The sequence below is a fragment of the Novosphingobium sp. 18050 genome (assembly GCF_902706195.1).
In the GTDB taxonomy this organism is placed as follows: Bacteria; Pseudomonadota; Alphaproteobacteria; order Sphingomonadales; family Sphingomonadaceae; genus Novosphingobium.
In genome coordinates, this window is the sequence record NZ_CACSJO010000039.1 from 12,691 (window position 1) to 28,554 (window position 15,864).

The following is a 15,864-nucleotide window of genomic DNA, read 5'->3' on the forward strand; positions in this document are numbered from 1 at the left end:
TTTCGGAATATGGCGTGGAATTCATCCAGCCGTCACGCCGCCGGAAGATGGCCGTGGTTATTGCCTGTGTCTTCGCCGCGAAGTCGGAAAGGATACGGCCATGCGTGCAATGTTGCTCGGTCAAGCGGCGGTCGCAGTGGCGGCTTTGATCGGAACGGTGATGATCCATGGCGACGTCCGCAGGGCCTATCATGTCCTGCAGATGAGAACGCCCAGTGCCGTTTCCGCTCCGGCCCCCGGCGGAGAATTGCAGGTTCCCGCATACGGTCCGGTGAATACCTATCGGCCGGCAGGTCCCGTCAGGGGCGCGGCGCTTTTCCTGTCGGGCGCCGAAGGCTGGAGCCCTGCGATGGATTCGGCCGCAAAGGCCCTGACGGAACAAGGCCTCGCGGTTGCAGGGATCTCCACGCCAGACTTCGAGAAAGCGCTGGAGAATGGTACGGAGCAGTGCGCCAACCCGAATGGAATGCTCTCTGCGCTGTCCAAGGATTTCGAACATCAGCTTGGTTTTGGCCGTTATGTAAAGCCGATCCTGGTCGGATCGGGTTCCGGTGCGGGACTGGCCTACGGTGCATTCGCAGAGACGCCTGCGGGCATGTATCGAGGAGGCATCTCCTTCGGCTTCACCCGTATTGTCGATGGGACAAAGCCCTGGTGCAAGGCGCCGGGGCTGGCGATGATGCGCACTCACGGCAGTATTCCCGGCTGGCGCTTCGCCCCACCGTCTGCTGCATTGCCCGCCCCCTGGCTGATACTGGAACCAGCAAAGCAGGGCGGTGACGCTGCCTCTTTCTTCGCCCGCGTGCCGCAGGCAAGAGCGATTGCGGGTGCAGGCCCGGAACAATGGCTCACCAGGCTTGCTCCATCGCTTCAACCCCTCCTCGAGACCTCCGCGATCCTGCCGCGCCCATCGGCGACAGCAAGGGTCGACGATCTGCCGTTGACCATCGTTTACGATCCTTCGGCACCTGCCAGCGATACGATGGCAGCGATGTATTCCGGCGACGGCGGATGGGCCGGCCTTGACCGCGATATCGCGGCGCAGCTTGCCGCCAAGGGCGTGCCGGTCGTGGGCGTGGATAGCCTCGACTACTTCTGGACTGCCCATACTCCGGTCCAGGCGGGCAACGATCTTGGCCGTATCATCAATCATTTCAGCCAGCAGTGGCAGCGGCCCAAGGTCATGCTCGTCGGCTATTCGTTCGGGGCCGACGACCTGCCGTTCATCGTCGCCTCCATGCCGCCGGCGCTGCGTCCTGCGATCACGCGGGTCAGCTTGTTGGGTCTGAGCCCGAGCGCCGACTTTCAGTTTCACCTGGCGTCCTGGCTCGACATGGACGGCGACAACGCATTGCCGACCATCCCGGCGATCGAAAAGCTGGAAGGCATGTCTCTACAGTGTATCCGTGGCGCCGGGGAAACCGACAGTGCCTGCCCTGCGGTGCCGGCCGGGATGGCAGCGGAGGCCATCTTGCCGGGAGGACATCACTTCGATGGCAATGCCCCGCTTATCGCTGCAACATTGCTTTCTGGAGTAGAGGTATGAGGAAGCGAGGGAAAGTTGCACTTGCCGCCGTCGCGGCGCTGGCGATCGCTTTTGCTGGCTGGCTGGGGCACATCGGCTACTTCGGAGGGCAGCTCTACTTCGAGGTTCCCGCCAGAACCGTTTCAGCGGACACCCCGCGTACGGTGGCGGTGCTGTTCTCGGGCGACATGGGCTTTCGCGTGGGCATGGGCCCACAGATAGCCAAGCGGCTTGCCGCCGATGGGATCCCGGTTCTGGGAGTAAGTTCGCTCGTTCATTTCCGGCAGGAGCGCAGTCCGCAGGAAGTTCGCACATTCGTCGCCGATGCAGCCCGGCGTGCGCTGGCCTTTGCTCATGCCGACCGGCTGATCCTCATCGGTCAGTCTTTCGGAGCGGATATGTTGCAGGTCGGCGCGGTTGGGCTGCCTGCGGACTTGCGCAGCAAAGTGCAGATGGTCGCGCTGGTGGTGCCGGGCGACAGCGTGATCTTCCGCGCATCGCCAGCCGAGCTGTTCAACTGGGTAAAGCCCGACGCGCAGGCAATGTCTACTGCCAGCCAGCTGACCTGGACCCCGGTACTGTGCGTTCACGGGATGGAGGAGGCTGACAGCCTGTGTCCGCTGCTGCATATGCCCAACGTCCGCAATGTCGCTTTGCCCGGTGGCCATCCAATGCATCACAATCCTGCCCCGGTCTATGCCGCACTCAAGAGTGAAATCGCCGCCACGCAGGGCGTTGCGGGCAATTGGGATGGGCGGGCAAAGGTTACGGAAAGTTCGGATTCGCGCCACTCTCCGGCAATACCCGGAGTGTCACAAGGAAGTCCTGAACCGGAGACCCAAAGGACAGGTCCATGAACCGCAAGCTTCTTACCAAGACCATGGCAGTAATGCTGGCAGCGCTGGCGCTGTCTCCGGCAGCTTCGCAGGCGCAGTCGGTAAACACTGATGGCGACCATAACGCAGGGCAGGTCATGGGGACCTGGATCAATCCGCGCGGGACCGTCAAGGTCCAGACCGGCGATTGCGGCACCAACCTGTGTGGACGCGTCGTCTGGGCGGCGCCTGCGGCCGAGGCGGATGCGCGCGGCAGCGGCGTAGGCCAGCTGATCGGGACGGAACTGCTCCGAGACTATCGCGCTGCTGGCACCGGCCACTATCAGGGTACGGTCTACGTTCCGGACATGGGACGTACTTTCTATTCCACGATCGATCAACGCGATCCAAACGACATCCGCATCAGCGGTTGCATCCTTGGCGGGCTGCTCTGCAAGTCGCAGGATTGGCATCGCGTCTGATCCGCCGGCGCGTAGGAGGGTGCATGTTACGCCCGCCAGCGTGGCCGATGCCGCGCCGGGCCGACTGCTGCTCTACCAGATCAGTGTGTTTTCCAGTCCCCGCCGATCGCCTGCACCAGGGCAATCGTTGCGGTCTGCTGATCGATCACGGACTGGATCTGGTTCTGCCGCGCGTTGAAGGCGCTCGTCTGCGCGACGATGACCTGGGAATAATCGACTATGCCGCCCAGGTACTGGTTGTTCGTGATTATCTCGGCGCGGTTGGCGGCATCGGCGGCGTTGACCCTGCTTTGCGTGACCTGTGCAAGAACGCGGACCGCGACGAGGTTGTCCTCGACCTGCTGAAACGCCGTCAGCGTGGTCTGCCGATAGGCCGCAGCGGCCTGATCGTATTCGGCGCGGGCCTGCAGGACCTGACCGTGCCGCCCACCAAAGTCCAGCAATGTCACGAGGCCGCTCAAGCCGAGCGACCACAGGCTTGTTGCCGCCGAGAAAAGCTCCTTCACCGCTTGCCCGGTGGTGCCGGCTCCGCTGGTGTCGGCATTGCCCGTCAGAGTGATCTGGGGGAAATAGGCGGCCCGCTGGATGCCAACATTGGCGTTTGCCGCCGCGACGCGCCGTTCGGAGGCCGCGATGTCCGGCCGGCGTTCCAGCAAGGTTGCGGGAAGCACTCCGGGCACCTCAGGCACGACTGGGGACCATTTCATCGCCGCGATAGCGAACGTTGAGGGGTTTTCGCCGGTCAGGACCGCAATCGCATGTTCCAGAAGTGCACGCTGCCGGTCGAGGTCCTGGCGCGAGGCGACGGCGTTGCTGAGCGAGGTCTGCGCCTGGTAGACGTCGGAATGCGCTACCGTGCCCGCATCGTATTTGTTGGTCGTGATCGTTAGCGCCCGGGTATAGTCCTTGATCGTCGCGTCGAGGAGCACGCGCTGCGCGTCGATGCCGCGCAATTGCACGTAGTTGGTCGCCAGTTCGCCCTGCGCGGACAGCGTAGCGTTTGCGAGATCGCCTGCGCTGGCTTGCGCATTGGCCCCCGCCTGACTTACCGCATTGCCCAGACGGCCCCACAGATCGGGCTCCCAACTCGCGCCGATACCCAGCGCGAACCGCGAGCCGGTGGTCGTCGTGGTTGCCGAGCTGCTGCCTGAAGCCGACGAAGCAAAGGTGTCCGATCGGCCGCCGCTGCCCGTGCCGGTAACGACCGGGAACAAGGCAGAACGCTGGACCATGACGAGCGCGCGCGCTGCCTCGTAAGCTCCCCGAGCAGCGGCGACGTTCTGGTTTGACACGTCAACCTTGCGTTCGAGCGCATCAAGCACAGGATCCTCGAACAGCGACCACCAGGCCCCCCGCACGGCTGCGTCGCCGGGGCTTGCCGGCAGCCAGTCGGGCGCTTCCTTGAACGAGGTGGGGATGGCGACGGTCGTCGGCGGGCGGTAGCCGGGAGCGAGATTGCAAGCGGCCAGCGTCGGGAAGGCGCCCAGCAGAACGACGGCAAGGGTCGGTGCGCGCTTCATGCGGGAACTCCGGGAGCCGGGGGCAGGTCGTCCCGGCGCACCGGGGCGGAAGGGGCTGTCTTGCTACGACGGCGAAACCGATCAAGCGCAAGGTAGACGACGGGAGTGGTGAGCAGGGTTAGCATCTGGCTGGCGATCAGGCCGCCGACGATAGCTATGCCCAGCGGACGGCGTAGTTCGGCGCCGTCTCCAAATCCGATCGCCAGCGGCAGAGCACCGAGGGCGGCCGCGAGCGTCGTCATGAGGATCGGCCGAAACCTCAGCAGGCAGGCCTCGCGTACGGCCGCAAGCGGTTCGAGCCCGCGCCCGCGCTCTGCTTCCAGCGCGAAGTCGATGATCATGATGGCGTTCTTCTTGACGATGCCGATCAGCAGAATGATCCCGATCAGGGCGATGATGTCGAATTCACCGCCGGTCGCGATCAGCGCGATCATGGCGCCCACCCCGGCCGAGGGCAGGGTCGACAAGGCGGTCAGCGGATGGATCGCGCTCTCGTACAGGATGCCGAGGACGATGTAGATGGCCACCAGTGCGGCAAGGATGAGCAGCGGCATGCTCGCGGTTGATTGGGCAAAGACTTTCGCTGTGCCGCCGAATTCGCCGTGTACGGTTGCGGGCAGTGCGAGTCCGGCTTGAACCTCGACGATGGTGCGGGATGCCTGACCCAGCGAAACGCCGGGAGGCAGGTTGAACGAAACCGTTGCCGACGGCTCTCCGCCCGAATGACTGACTGCGGCGTTTGTCGAACCCGTCGACCAACCGGCTATCGCGGATAGCGGGGCCATCGTTTTTGGCGAGGTACTGATCGCGTTGCCCGAAGCCACCGCGCCCGTTCCCGTGACCGATGTGCTGCCGTTGATGGGGAGGTAAATATTTTTCAGCATCGCGGGTGAGCCGTTGAAGCGCGGCGCGGCTTCCATCACCACATGGTACTGGTTCAGCCCTGAGTAGATGTTCGCAACCTGCCGTTGACCGAAAGCGTCATAAAGCGCCGCGTCTACGGCCTGCATCGATATGCCCAGCCGGGCGGCGGTATCACGGTTCACTTCAACGAAAGCGTCCGCCCCGGCGTCTTGTTGGTCGATGTCGACGTCGGTCAGCATATCGCCGTGCCGGTCGAGCGCATCCACGAGCTTCTGGCCGGCGGCCTTGAGCACGTTCGGATCATCGGCCTTCAGGACGTACTGGTAGGTACTGTTGCTTTGCCTGCCGCCGACCTGCAGGTCCTGTACCGGGTTGAGGAAAAGGCTGACGCCGCTGACTTTCGCAAGGGCCGGACGCAGGCGGGCGATCACATCGGGCGCGGAAGGGCGCCCGGAACGAGGCTTGAGCGTTACGAACAGGAATCCGCCGCCGGCGCGCGCGCCGCCTGTAAAGGCGATCACGGTACCGACGGCGGGATCGTGCTTCACGATGCGGGAGATACGTGTGAGCTTCTGCTGCATCTCGGAGAACGAAATGCTCTGGTCTGCGCGCAATCCGCCCATCAGGCCGCCGGTATCCTGCTGGGGAAAGAAGCCTTTGGGGGCGATCACCAACAGGTAGACGTTCAGGGCCACCGTTCCTGCAAGCAGCAGCAGCATGGCGCCGCGGTTGGCGAGGGCCCAGTCCAGCGACTTCTCGTAGCGCGCATGGGCTCCGTCCACCAGCCGCCGCGCGGTTCGCATCACGGCGCCTTCGTGCGCGCTATCGTCCTGGCCCCGAAGCAGGCGTGCGGCGAGCATTGGGGTGGTGGTGAGCGAGACGAGCAGGCTGATGAGAACCGCGACCGACATCGTCAGCGCGAATTCCCGGAACAGGCGACCGACGAGGCCGCCCATGAAGATCAGGGGGACGAACACCGCCACGAGGCTGAGCGAGATGGACAGGACCGTGAATCCGACCTCGCGCGCGCCGGTCAGGGCCGCGTCGAGAGGCCTGCGTCCCGCCTCGACATGGCGACTGATGTTTTCCACCACGACAATGGCATCGTCGACGACGAAGCCGGTGGCCACGGTCAGCGCCATCAACGAAAGATTGTCCAGTGAAAAGCCGGCCAGATACATCACGCCGAAGGTGCCGAGCAGCGAAGCGATCACTGCCGCCGCCGGTATCAGTGTTGCGCGCCAGCTGCGCAGGAACAGGCTGACGACCAGCACGACCAGAAGGGTAGAGATCAGCAGCGTTACTTCCACCTCGCGCAGGGATGCGCGTATGGTAAGCGTGCGGTCGGCCACTACGGCGAGGTGGACATCGGGCGGAAGCGCTTCGCGCAATGCAGGGAGCTGCGCCTTGAGGGCATCGACCACCTGAACGATGTTGGCACCCGGCTGGCGGCTGATGAGGATAGGCACGGCCTTCTGCGCGTTGAACAGGCCCATGGTGCGCACATCCTCGGGACCGTCGGTCACTTCGGCGATGTCCGAGAGCCTGACGGCTGCGCCATCGCGCCATGCTATCACCGTGCCGCTATAGTCTGCGGCGTGAAGTCCGGCCTGATTGGAGTATATCTGCCAGGCATAGCCATGCGCGTCGAAAACCCCGCGGGGGCGGTTGGCACTTTCGGATTGCAGCGCTGTGCGCACGTCCTCCAGCGCGATGCCATACTGTGAAAGGGCGAGCGGATTGACTTCGATCCGAACCGAGGGAAGCGCCGCACCGCCCAGCTCCACGTCCCCCACGCCCTGCACCTGAAGCAGCTTTTGCTGCACTACGGTGGAGACGGCATCATAGATCTCGGAAGGACTGCGCGTGGGCGAGGTGAGCGCGAGGATCAGGATCGGTGCTTCGGCGGGGTTGGCCTTACGGTAGCTAGGGTTGGACTTGAGCGTCGCGGGCAGGTCGGCCCGAGCGGCGTTGATCGCCGCCTGTACATCGCGGGCCGCGCCGTCGATGTCGCGCGACAGGTCGAACTGAAGCGTTACCTGCGACGATCCGACGCCCGAACGCGATGTCATTTCCGAAACCCCGGCAATCGTACCGAGGTGCCTTTCCAGCGGTGCGGCAACGCTCGACGCCATCGTCGACGGGCTGGCGCCTGGCAGGTTGGCCTGCACTACGATGGTGGGAAAATCGATCTGCGGCAAGGGAGCAACCGGCAGCATGAGAAAGGCCGCGACCCCGGCAAGTATCAGCCCCAGGGTCAGTAACATGGTGCCTACCGGACGGCGGATGAAGGGTGCGGATATGTTCATCCGACCATCGCCGGTCGCCGGGGGCGCAGCCAGCCACGTTCGCGCCTTTCTTCGAGCGCGAGGAAGATGACCGGGGTGGTGAACAGGGTGAGCACCTGGCTGAAGATCAGGCCGCCGGCGATGGCGATCCCCAGCGGCTGGCGCAGCTCGTGCCCCATGCCGCCGCCAAAGATAAGCGGCAGCGCCGCGAACAGGGCGGTAAAAGTGGTCATCATGATCGGCCGGAAGCGCAGCAGCGCGGCCTGACGAATTGCATCATGGGGATCGACGCGCCCGCTGCGCATCGCCTCCAGTGCGAAGTCGATCATCATGATCGCGTTCTTCTTGACGATTCCGATCAACAGCACGATGCCGATGATCCCGATCACGCCCAGCCCAGCCCCGGTCAACCACAGGCACAGCAGCGCGCCGATGCCGGCTGAGGGCAAGGTCGAGAGGATCGTCAACGGATGGACGAAACTTTCATACAGCACCCCCAGCACGATGTAGACAACCACGATCGCAGCCAGGACCAGCAGGGTTTCGTTGCCGAGCGAGGATTGGAACGTGCTGGCTGCGCCAGAGAAACCTGTGGTCAGGGCCGCCGGCATCCCGATCCGCCGCGCGGTTTTCTCGATTGCGGAAACGGCGTTTCCCAGCGACGCCCCCGATGCGAGATCGAAGCCGATCGTAGCCACCGGGAACTGCCCTTCGCGAGTGATCACGAGCGGGGCGTTCGCCGTTTTTATCGTCGCCACCGCAGACAGCGGGATGGTTTCCGAGCCGGAAAGCGGAATTCTCATGTCGCCAAGTGCTTGTGGGTCCGTTACGTCGCCGGGAACGGCTTCCAGGATGACGCGGTTCTGGCTCGACTGGGTGTAGATGGTCGACACGATCCGCTGGCCGAATGCGTCGTAGAGGGCGTTGTCGATGGCCAGCGCGCTGAGGCCCAGACGCCCCGCAGTATCGCGGTTGATGTCGACCACCACGGCACGGCCCTGCGCCAGCACGTCCGAGGTGACATTGCGCAGCGCCGGTTCGTCGAGCAGCGCGTTTTCAAGGCGGGCTCCCCACTGTGCGACAAGATCCGGATCTGCCCCTTGAACCGCGAATCTGTAGGTATTCATACCCGAGGAGGTATCGATCGTGAGGTCCTGGACGGGACTGAAATAGACCTTCACGCCAGGAACGTCCGCAACGGCCTGTTTCAGTGCGGCCACCACCGGGGGGAGCGCTTCTCTGTCTCCCGCCGGTTTGAGGTTCACGAGCATCCGCCCTTGCGAAAGCGTGACATTCTGTCCGTCGACCCCGATGGCTGAACTGAGACTTGCGACGGAAGGTACGGCCAGAATCCTGCCGGCGACGTCGCGCTGGATCGCTGCCATGCGGGCGTAGCCGATATCCTGGGCGGCGCTCGTCGTCACGGCGATCTGACCGGTATCCTGCTCCGGGAACAGGTTCTTGGGAATGGCCCAGAACAGCACTGCGGTCAGCACCAGCGTCACGGTGAATATGGCCAGGGTCAGTGCCCGACGCGCCATGACGCGGTCCAATGCCCGGGCATAATACTGTGAAAGACGGTCGAACCAGCCTTGCGTCGCGCGCGCAAGGCGGTGTGGGGGCTCTTCATGGGCAGGCCGCAGCCAGCGGGCGGAAAGCATGGGCACCAGCGTCAGGGCGACGATGGCGGAAAGCAAGATCGTGATGGCGAGTGTCACTGCGAATTCGCGGAACAGGCGGCCGACCACGTCGCCCATGAAGAGAAGGGGAATCAGGACAGCGATCAGGCTGATCGTCAGGGAAATGATGGTGAAGCCGATTTCCCCGGCCCCGAGCAATGCCGCCTCGAATGGGCGCATTCCTTTCTCGACGTGGCGCGAGATATTCTCAAGCACGACGATGGCATCGTCGACCACGAAGCCGGACGCGATGGTCAGGGCCATCAGCGTCAGGTTGTTGATCGAGAAACCCATAAAATACATCGCCGCGAACGATCCGACGAGTGAGAGTGGGACAGAGATGCTGGCGATCACTGTGGCGCGGAGCGAGCCGAGGAACAGGAAGATCACCAACGTCACCAGGGCGATGGCCAACAGCAGTTCGATCCCGACGTCGGCCACCGAGGCGCGGATTCCTGAGGTTCGGTCGGTCAGCACGGTGACATGGACGTCGGCGGGGAGCTGTGCCTCCAGGTCGGGCAGCGCGGCCTTAATGGCATCCACGGTGCCGATGACGTTTGCACCCGGCTGGCGCCTGACGTCGATGACGACGGCCTGGGCTCCGTTCATCCAGGCGCCGAGCCGCACGTTTTCGGTGCCCTGAACGACTGAGGCGACGTCGCTGAGCCTCACCGGGGCCCCATTGGCAAACGCAATGACGAGACTGCGGTAACTTTCGGCGTCCGCCAACTGGTCGTTGGCGTCGATCGTCCAGCTTCTGGTGGGGCCGTCGAAGCTGCCCTTGGCGGCGTTTGCGTTGGCGTTGCCGATAGCGGTGCGGATCGTCTCCAGCGAGAGACCCCGGGCGGCGAGTGCAGCGACATTGGCCTGGATACGTACCGCCGGGCGCTGACCACCCGACATCGATACCAGCCCGACGCCCGTCACTTGTGCTATCTTGTTGGTGAACTGCCGCTCGATGATGCCCTGGACCTCTCCCAGTGGCCGGGTTTCGGATGTCACCCCGAGCGACAGGATAGGCGCATCGGCTGGATTGACCTTGGCATAAATCGGCGGTGCGGGCAGGTCGGTGGGCAGCAGGGTGGTGGCTGCGTTGATCGCTGCCTGGACCTCCTGTTCGGCCACATCGAGCGACAGGTCGAGCCGGAACTGCAAGGTGATGACCGATGCGCCGGCCGAGGATGCCGAGGTCATTCGCGTCAAGCCCGGCATCTGCCCGAACTGCCGTTCGAGCGGCGAGGTGACAGTCAGCGCCATTACGTCGGGGCTGGCACCGGGATAGAGCGTCGTGACCTGGATTGTCGGATAATCGACTTCGGGAAGGGCGGATATCGGCAGCGTGCGATAGCCGACGAACCCCGCCAGCATTAGCGCCACCATCAGGAGGGTGGTGGCAACGGGGCGCAGGATGAAGGCGCGGGAAGGGCCTCTTGGGGCAGGAGTTTCCCCTTCTGCTGCGGCCTGGGTGTTCATTCGCCGTGCTTGCCGTGGGCCGATCGGCGGCCGTGTTTCGCGCCGGACTGTTTGCCGTGGTCACCGGCCAGACGGACGGTCGCGCCATCTTCCAGGCCATCTGCGCCTTCGGTCACTACGGTCGCACCGGCGGCAAGCCCGGCCAGGATCGCGACCGTGTTGCCGGCCGCAGGGCCCGTTCGGACCACTGCGAGCTTCACGGTTCGATCGGGTTGGAGGACGAAGACAAAATCGCCCGGAGCGCCGTGACGAACCGCCCCTACCGGCACAGTAACGACGCCGCGAAGGGTGTTTACGAGCATCGAAACATTGACGAACTGATTGGGGAACAGTGCATTGCCCTTGTTGTCGAAGCGCGCCTTGGCCTTGACCGTTCCGGTTGTTGTGTCGACCTGGTTGTCGAAGGTCAGGAAGCGTCCGGTAGCAAGGCGGCTTGCATCGTTCTGGTCACGTGCTTCCACGGGCAATCCGGCTCCGCTGCCGGCGACGTGGCCGATGGTCGATAGTTGGGCCTGGGGCAGCGAGAATGCGACGTCGATCGGATCGACCTGCGTTACTACGACGATACCGTTCGTATCGGCAGGAGTCAGGTAGTTGCCGATGTCGACCTGCCGGATGCCGATACGCCCCGTTGTCGGTGCCTTAACGCTGGTGTAGTCGAGGTTGAGCCGTGCGGTGCCGATCGCGGCGCGGTCTGCAGCTAGCGTGCCCGACAATTGCCGTACGGTCGCGCGCTGGGTGTCCACTTGTTGGCTGGCGATCGAATCCTGGCGCAGCAATGTCTCGTACCGGCTGAGGTCCACGCGTGCGGCGGCCAGCTGAGCCTCGTCGCGCGTCATATTCGCTTGCGCCTGGGCCAGCGCCAGCTGGTAAGGGCGAGGATCGATCTGTGCCAGGACCTGCCCCCGGCTGACCATCTGGCCTTCTTCGAAGAACAACTTGAACAGCGTTCCGGCAAGCTGGGTTCGAACCGTAGCGGTAACCACCGGCTGCACGGTGCCGAGCGCGGAGACGCTGACCGGGATGTCGGCGAGAGTTGCTTTGGCGACGTTGACGGCGGGAGACGGCCGCCCGCTGCCGCCCGAGGCGCTTCGTGACAGCCGATTTGCGCCGAATGCGACGAGGCCAAGGCCTGCGATGATCAGGATTGCGACGACGATGCGCCAGCTTTTGCGGTGTTGGGGAGCCTGACCCGCGAGGCGGTCATCGTCGGAACGCATTTCGGCGGCCATTCCCGTTCCTTTATCCTTACAACCGCGACGCCATCGGCGGCTCGTGTTGGACATCGATGGCTAACCAACAAGGGCTTTGCCTGTCCATCGCCGTGCGGGTGAGCATGATTACGAACCGATCTCGATATGTGCCTCATGCAGCGGGACCAGTCGCAACCGCATGTGAGCTCCTCCATCTGCTGCATGGCCTGCCTCCAGCGCGCCGCCGCAGACCGCCATGAGCCGGTCCACGATCGAGAGGCCGAGGCCGGCGCTATCGCTGCGGGCAGTATCGCCGCGACGAAAACGGCGCCGGGAAACCTCGCGCGAGTCGATGGCGATCCCGGGCCCGTCATCCTCGACGACGACACTGCCGTTCGTTTCGATCATGACAGTGATGGCGCAGCCGGCCGGGGTGTGCCGCACGGCGTTGTCGATGAGGTTGGTGACCGCGATGGCGAGAAGTTCGGGCACCCCCTGCACCGTAGGACGGTCATGGTCGGGCGCTTCGAGGGCGATGCTGCGCCCCGAACGGTAGACAAGGGGGGCCATCGTTTCGACGACGTGCCGGGCGATTTCCACGGTATCCACCGGGCCGCACTCTGGATGAAGCCGGTCGATTGCCGCGAGCTGCATCAACTGGCGCACCACGTGATTGGCCTTTTCGATGTCCGCTTGAAGTTGTTCGCGCTGCGGAGATGCGGCCAGTTGCTCGGTGTGCAGAGAGAGCAATGCCAGGGGCGTGCGAAGCTCATGGGCGACATTGCCGATAAACTCCCCCTGGGCGTGATAGCCGGTCTGGAGCCTGCCGATAGCGCGATTGGTGGCGTGGACGAGCGGCGCGCTCTCGGTGGGGAGGCTGGCCTGGTCGATCCGGGCGTCGAGCCTGGACAGGTCGATCAGGTCGGCCTCCTTGGCTGCTCTGCGGAAGTTGCCGGTGACCTGCCCCAGGACGACGAAGGACAGCGTTAAAGAGGCCAGCAGCGCTACCGGCAGGACCCACAAGGCGCGCCCCAGGAAATCGTCGACGACGTTATCGACGATTTCGTCTGGCACGGTGCGGTCCTGTGCAACGACGATGCGGTATGAGCTGCCATCGCGCCCATGCGCCTTGCGGGCGAAAATGTCGTAGCGGCCGTACCTCTCGAACGTCTCGTGTTCGCCAGCTTGAATGACGGCGATGCCGGCCGGCGCGGCTTGCGGGTTGCCGGCCAGAAGGCGGCCTTGCGCATCGAAGACGGCGAGCGCCCGGCCGCCATGCCGGGCTGAAAGGGAGCGTGCGAGCGCGTCCAGCTTTGTCGCCGGTGCGTCCATATGGCCCGCAATGAGGCCCGCCGTTCGCGAAAGCCGCGCAGCGACGAAGCTGTCGGCGGTTTCGGCAAGTGTGTGCGACAGAATCATCGGCAGGGCGACGGCCAGAACCACGATGTTCGCGATTTGCGCGACCAGCAGTTTGCCGAACAGCGAGCGAGGCCAGAACAAGGTCATGCGCAGGACAGCATGTAACCGATGCCGCGGACCGTCTGGACTTTTACCTCGGCCAGTTCCTCAAGCTTGCGACGCAGGCGATGGACATAGACTTCCACGGCGTTTGAGCCCAGCGCATCGCCGGACCCGAACAGTTGATCTTCAAGCACACGCTTGGGTACGACATGACCGCTGCGCCGCATCAGCAGCTCGAGCAGTTCAATCTCGCGGGCCGAGAGTTCAAACGGCCTGCCGTCGATTGTGACCTCCCGCAAGCGCGGGTCAAGGGCAAGGTTTGCTACCCGTAGCACGGTATCGGCATAGCCGCTTTGCCGACGCAGGATCGCGTTCAGGCGCGCATGAAGTTCAGCGAAGAGAAACGGTTTCACGACGTAGTCGTCCGCACCTACGTCCAGCCCCTTGATCCTCATCTCGCTTTCGCCGCGAGCGGTCACCACGATGACGGGCATGGTCCGCCGGTTACCGCGCAGGCGTTGCAGCAGCACGAGTCCGTCCTCGTCGGGTAAGCCGAGATCGAGGATGAGGGCGGCGTAATCGGTGGTCTGGATCAGGAGTTCCGCGTCACCGGCATTCGCAGCCAAATCGCAGCGGATATCGTGTACGGCGAAGGCCTGGGCGATCGCCTGCGCGAGATCGGGGTTGTCCTCGACGATCAGCAACCGCATCGGATCGTTCCTTCCCGGTCAGGCTGTTTTGCAGTGCCCGATGCCGCATGGCCCACGCCGGAGAGATTATTGGCATGGAGTGGCCAGCGCTGCCAGCTACATGTTTCACGCAATCGCGGCGCCGGGGGTGTATCCGACGCCATGGAATCCAGTCACGTCGAGGGACCTGCCTGCACAATGTCCCTCGACTTGTGATGCCTATCACTGCGGTGCGAACGTGGCATCGATCTTGGCCTTCGTCGGCAACTGGCATTCGCCCAGACCGCCTCCTGCCATGCCGCTCGAAGGCCGGATCAGGGTGAAGCGGCATCGCAAGTGACCATCTGTACCCTGCAGGTTCGCCAGAACCTTGCCGGAGTAGTGGGTGATAAAGCTCTGGGATGGACCCCAGTAGCCCCAACCGCCTCCCCAACCCCCGCGGCGCGATCGTCCCCAGCCGGACCATAAAGGACCAAAATCATCCGACCGCGATTCGCTGGTAACCTGGAAGAACGGGCCGGTGTAGGCGGTGCCGTCGGAGAACTGCGCCGTCATCGTGCCGGTTCGGGCGCCCTGAGCCTGCCATGTGAAAGTCGCTGAAGGTCCGGTTCCGGCGGAGCGGGCCTCGCCGATACCGGTGCCGGTGCTCGTGCAGCCGGCGACGAAGGTTGCGAGCAGTATAACGCCCGCCATATGGCGCGGGTTCATTGAGCAGGTTCCTTCGCCTTGTCGGTGACGGTTGCGGCAGGAACGTGCCGACGCATATGCTTCACCGGGTGAGACTGGGCCTGCCGGCACTCGTCGACCCTTGTTGCTGTGCACCGTGGGTAGGGCTGCGTAGATTCGGCAGCGACGGGCATCGCCAGCGAACCAAGGAGCAGGGCGCCGGAAATGAGCGTGGCCCCGGTAAGAGCGATTCCGCGATTGCGAAGTTCGGGGCTTATGTTGCTGGACATGACACTCTCTCCTTCGATTGAAGGAGGTACGCGAGTCTCAGATGAAAGACTGTGGCTCGTGACCTCTTGTCTGCTGCCTGATGCAGCGGGTTACGTTCTGATCCCCGAAGCTGACAGGCACCTTACTCCGCCATGGCCTTTTGCGGCCGGCACGCCAGTGAGGGGAAGCGGCCGGTGGCGCGCGAAGATTACCGAATTTTCAGCTGGCGGCGATCTCGCCGCAATGACGGGCGTCGCACAAGGAATTCCTCGGTATCGCGGGCGCCCCGTATCGTCCCGGCATCCTCGAAGGAGTGTGATCCCATGCGCAAGATTGTTCCCCTGATGGCTGCAATCTGCCTCGCGTCCCTGCCTGCCAGCGCCGCCTACGCGGCTGAACCGACGATTGACCAAGTCCACGCCGCCGCCGCTTCCGGGCAGGTCGGGCAGGCGCTGTCGATGATGAGCGAGGTTCTCAAGGATCATCCCGGGAGTGCGAAGGCCCACTATGTCGAGGCCGAACTCTATGCCCGTGAGGGGCACCTGAGTGCTGCCGAAAGCGAATTGACCAAGGCGCAGCAACTGGCGCCTGGCCTTCCGTTCGCCCGTTCGCAAGCGGTGTCACAGCTGAGCCAGGAGCTGAACGGCGGAGGGTCTGCGCAATCCGCGCAATCTGCGCTTGCGCCAGTTGCTGCGCCGCATGGATCGTGGTTGCCGATAGCAATGCTTGGCGCCGCCGCGTTCGGCGCGCTGTATCTTCTGCGCCGGCGGAGTGCCCTGGCGCCTGGCCCCTTCGGGGGGCGCCCGGCCCCATTCGTCGCGAACCCGGGAATTGGCGCAGGCTATGGGGCACCCGCTTCACCATGGGGCGGATACGCTTCGGGAGGGGCAGGGTCGGGACTGCTGGGAAGTCTCGCAGTCGGGGTCGCCATGGGCGCGG

The 15,864-nt window shown here is 64.1% G+C and carries 12 protein-coding genes; 4 read left to right on the top strand and 8 right to left on the bottom strand.

Translation table 11 applies throughout. The annotated features are described in order from the left end of the window. The first annotated feature begins 100 nt into the window (after positions 1-100). Genes GVL61_RS22490 through GVL61_RS22500 form a run of 3 tightly spaced genes read left to right on the top strand, consistent with a single transcriptional unit; the run spans position 101 to position 2,822 of the window. Positions 101-1,546 carry a virulence factor family protein gene (locus GVL61_RS22490; RefSeq protein ID WP_235037854.1) on the top strand — a complete coding sequence of 482 codons (1,446 nt, stop codon included), beginning with the start codon at positions 101-103 and terminating at the stop codon, positions 1,544-1,546. Further along, the gene (locus GVL61_RS22495) at positions 1,543-2,382 is read left to right on the top strand and encodes an AcvB/VirJ family lysyl-phosphatidylglycerol hydrolase (RefSeq protein ID WP_159983179.1); all 840 of its coding nucleotides are present in this window, start codon (positions 1,543-1,545) and stop codon (positions 2,380-2,382) included. Before GVL61_RS22490 ends, GVL61_RS22495 begins: the two co-directional genes overlap by 4 nt. Further along, a complete protein-coding gene (locus tag GVL61_RS22500) occupies positions 2,379-2,822 on the top strand; it encodes a DUF2147 domain-containing protein (RefSeq protein WP_159983181.1) in 444 nt (147 codons plus the stop codon). The genes GVL61_RS22495 and GVL61_RS22500 overlap by 4 nt, the downstream gene beginning before the upstream one ends. 80 nt (positions 2,823-2,902) lie before the next feature. Here GVL61_RS22500 and GVL61_RS22505 read toward each other — a convergent pair whose 3' ends face one another. The 8 genes from GVL61_RS22505 to GVL61_RS22540 all read right to left on the bottom strand — a co-directional run bounded on the left by GVL61_RS22505 (position 2,903) and on the right by GVL61_RS22540 (position 14,945). Next, a complete protein-coding gene (locus GVL61_RS22505; RefSeq protein ID WP_159983183.1) occupies positions 2,903-4,342 on the bottom strand; it encodes an efflux transporter outer membrane subunit in 1,440 nt (479 codons plus the stop codon). Beyond that, positions 4,339-7,515: an efflux RND transporter permease subunit gene (locus GVL61_RS22510; RefSeq protein ID WP_159983185.1), complete on the bottom strand. Its 3,177-nt coding sequence runs from the start codon at positions 7,513-7,515 to the stop codon at positions 4,339-4,341. Before GVL61_RS22510 ends, GVL61_RS22505 begins: the two co-directional genes overlap by 4 nt. Beyond that, the gene (locus GVL61_RS22515; RefSeq protein WP_159983187.1) at positions 7,512-10,646 is read right to left on the bottom strand and encodes an efflux RND transporter permease subunit; all 3,135 of its coding nucleotides are present in this window, start codon (positions 10,644-10,646) and stop codon (positions 7,512-7,514) included. The genes GVL61_RS22510 and GVL61_RS22515 overlap by 4 nt, the downstream gene beginning before the upstream one ends. Next, the gene (locus tag GVL61_RS22520; protein ID WP_235037855.1) at positions 10,643-11,878 is read right to left on the bottom strand and encodes an efflux RND transporter periplasmic adaptor subunit; all 1,236 of its coding nucleotides are present in this window, start codon (positions 11,876-11,878) and stop codon (positions 10,643-10,645) included. Before GVL61_RS22520 ends, GVL61_RS22515 begins: the two co-directional genes overlap by 4 nt. A 108-nt stretch (positions 11,879-11,986) precedes the next feature. After that, on the bottom strand, positions 11,987-13,345 hold the full coding sequence (locus tag GVL61_RS22525; protein ID WP_159983189.1) for an ATP-binding protein: 1,359 nt from the start codon (positions 13,343-13,345) through the stop codon (positions 11,987-11,989). After that, the gene (locus GVL61_RS22530) at positions 13,342-14,010 is read right to left on the bottom strand and encodes a response regulator (RefSeq protein ID WP_159983191.1); all 669 of its coding nucleotides are present in this window, start codon (positions 14,008-14,010) and stop codon (positions 13,342-13,344) included. The genes GVL61_RS22525 and GVL61_RS22530 overlap by 4 nt, the downstream gene beginning before the upstream one ends. Before the next feature lie 201 nt (positions 14,011-14,211). Continuing rightward, positions 14,212-14,697 (bottom strand): hypothetical protein, encoded by a 486-nt coding sequence (locus GVL61_RS22535; RefSeq protein WP_159983193.1) that lies wholly within the window; start codon positions 14,695-14,697, stop codon positions 14,212-14,214. Next, the gene (locus GVL61_RS22540; RefSeq protein WP_159983195.1) at positions 14,694-14,945 is read right to left on the bottom strand and encodes a hypothetical protein; all 252 of its coding nucleotides are present in this window, start codon (positions 14,943-14,945) and stop codon (positions 14,694-14,696) included. Before GVL61_RS22540 ends, GVL61_RS22535 begins: the two co-directional genes overlap by 4 nt. Before the next feature lie 303 nt (positions 14,946-15,248). On the opposite strand from GVL61_RS22540, the gene GVL61_RS22545 reads away from it, so the two are divergent. After that, positions 15,249-15,864, top strand: a 616-nt coding sequence (locus GVL61_RS22545) for a tetratricopeptide repeat protein (protein ID WP_159983197.1), incomplete at its 3' end; no start/stop codon positions are given.

Coding starts and splice junctions, on each gene's coding strand:
- GVL61_RS22490 (WP_235037854.1), top strand. CDS start 101: ATGCGTGCAATGTTGCTCGGTCAAGCGGCGGTCGCAGTGGCGGCTTTG.
- GVL61_RS22495 (WP_159983179.1), top strand. CDS start 1,543: ATGAGGAAGCGAGGGAAAGTTGCACTTGCCGCCGTCGCGGCGCTGGCG.
- GVL61_RS22500 (WP_159983181.1), top strand. CDS start 2,379: ATGAACCGCAAGCTTCTTACCAAGACCATGGCAGTAATGCTGGCAGCG.
- GVL61_RS22505 (WP_159983183.1), bottom strand. CDS start 4,342: ATGAAGCGCGCACCGACCCTTGCCGTCGTTCTGCTGGGCGCCTTCCCG.
- GVL61_RS22510 (WP_159983185.1), bottom strand. CDS start 7,515: ATGAACATATCCGCACCCTTCATCCGCCGTCCGGTAGGCACCATGTTA.
- GVL61_RS22515 (WP_159983187.1), bottom strand. CDS start 10,646: ATGAACACCCAGGCCGCAGCAGAAGGGGAAACTCCTGCCCCAAGAGGC.
- GVL61_RS22520 (WP_235037855.1), bottom strand. CDS start 11,878: ATGGCCGCCGAAATGCGTTCCGACGATGACCGCCTCGCGGGTCAGGCT.
- GVL61_RS22525 (WP_159983189.1), bottom strand. CDS start 13,345: ATGACCTTGTTCTGGCCTCGCTCGCTGTTCGGCAAACTGCTGGTCGCG.
- GVL61_RS22530 (WP_159983191.1), bottom strand. CDS start 14,010: ATGCGGTTGCTGATCGTCGAGGACAACCCCGATCTCGCGCAGGCGATC.
- GVL61_RS22535 (WP_159983193.1), bottom strand. CDS start 14,697: ATGAACCCGCGCCATATGGCGGGCGTTATACTGCTCGCAACCTTCGTC.
- GVL61_RS22540 (WP_159983195.1), bottom strand. CDS start 14,945: ATGTCCAGCAACATAAGCCCCGAACTTCGCAATCGCGGAATCGCTCTT.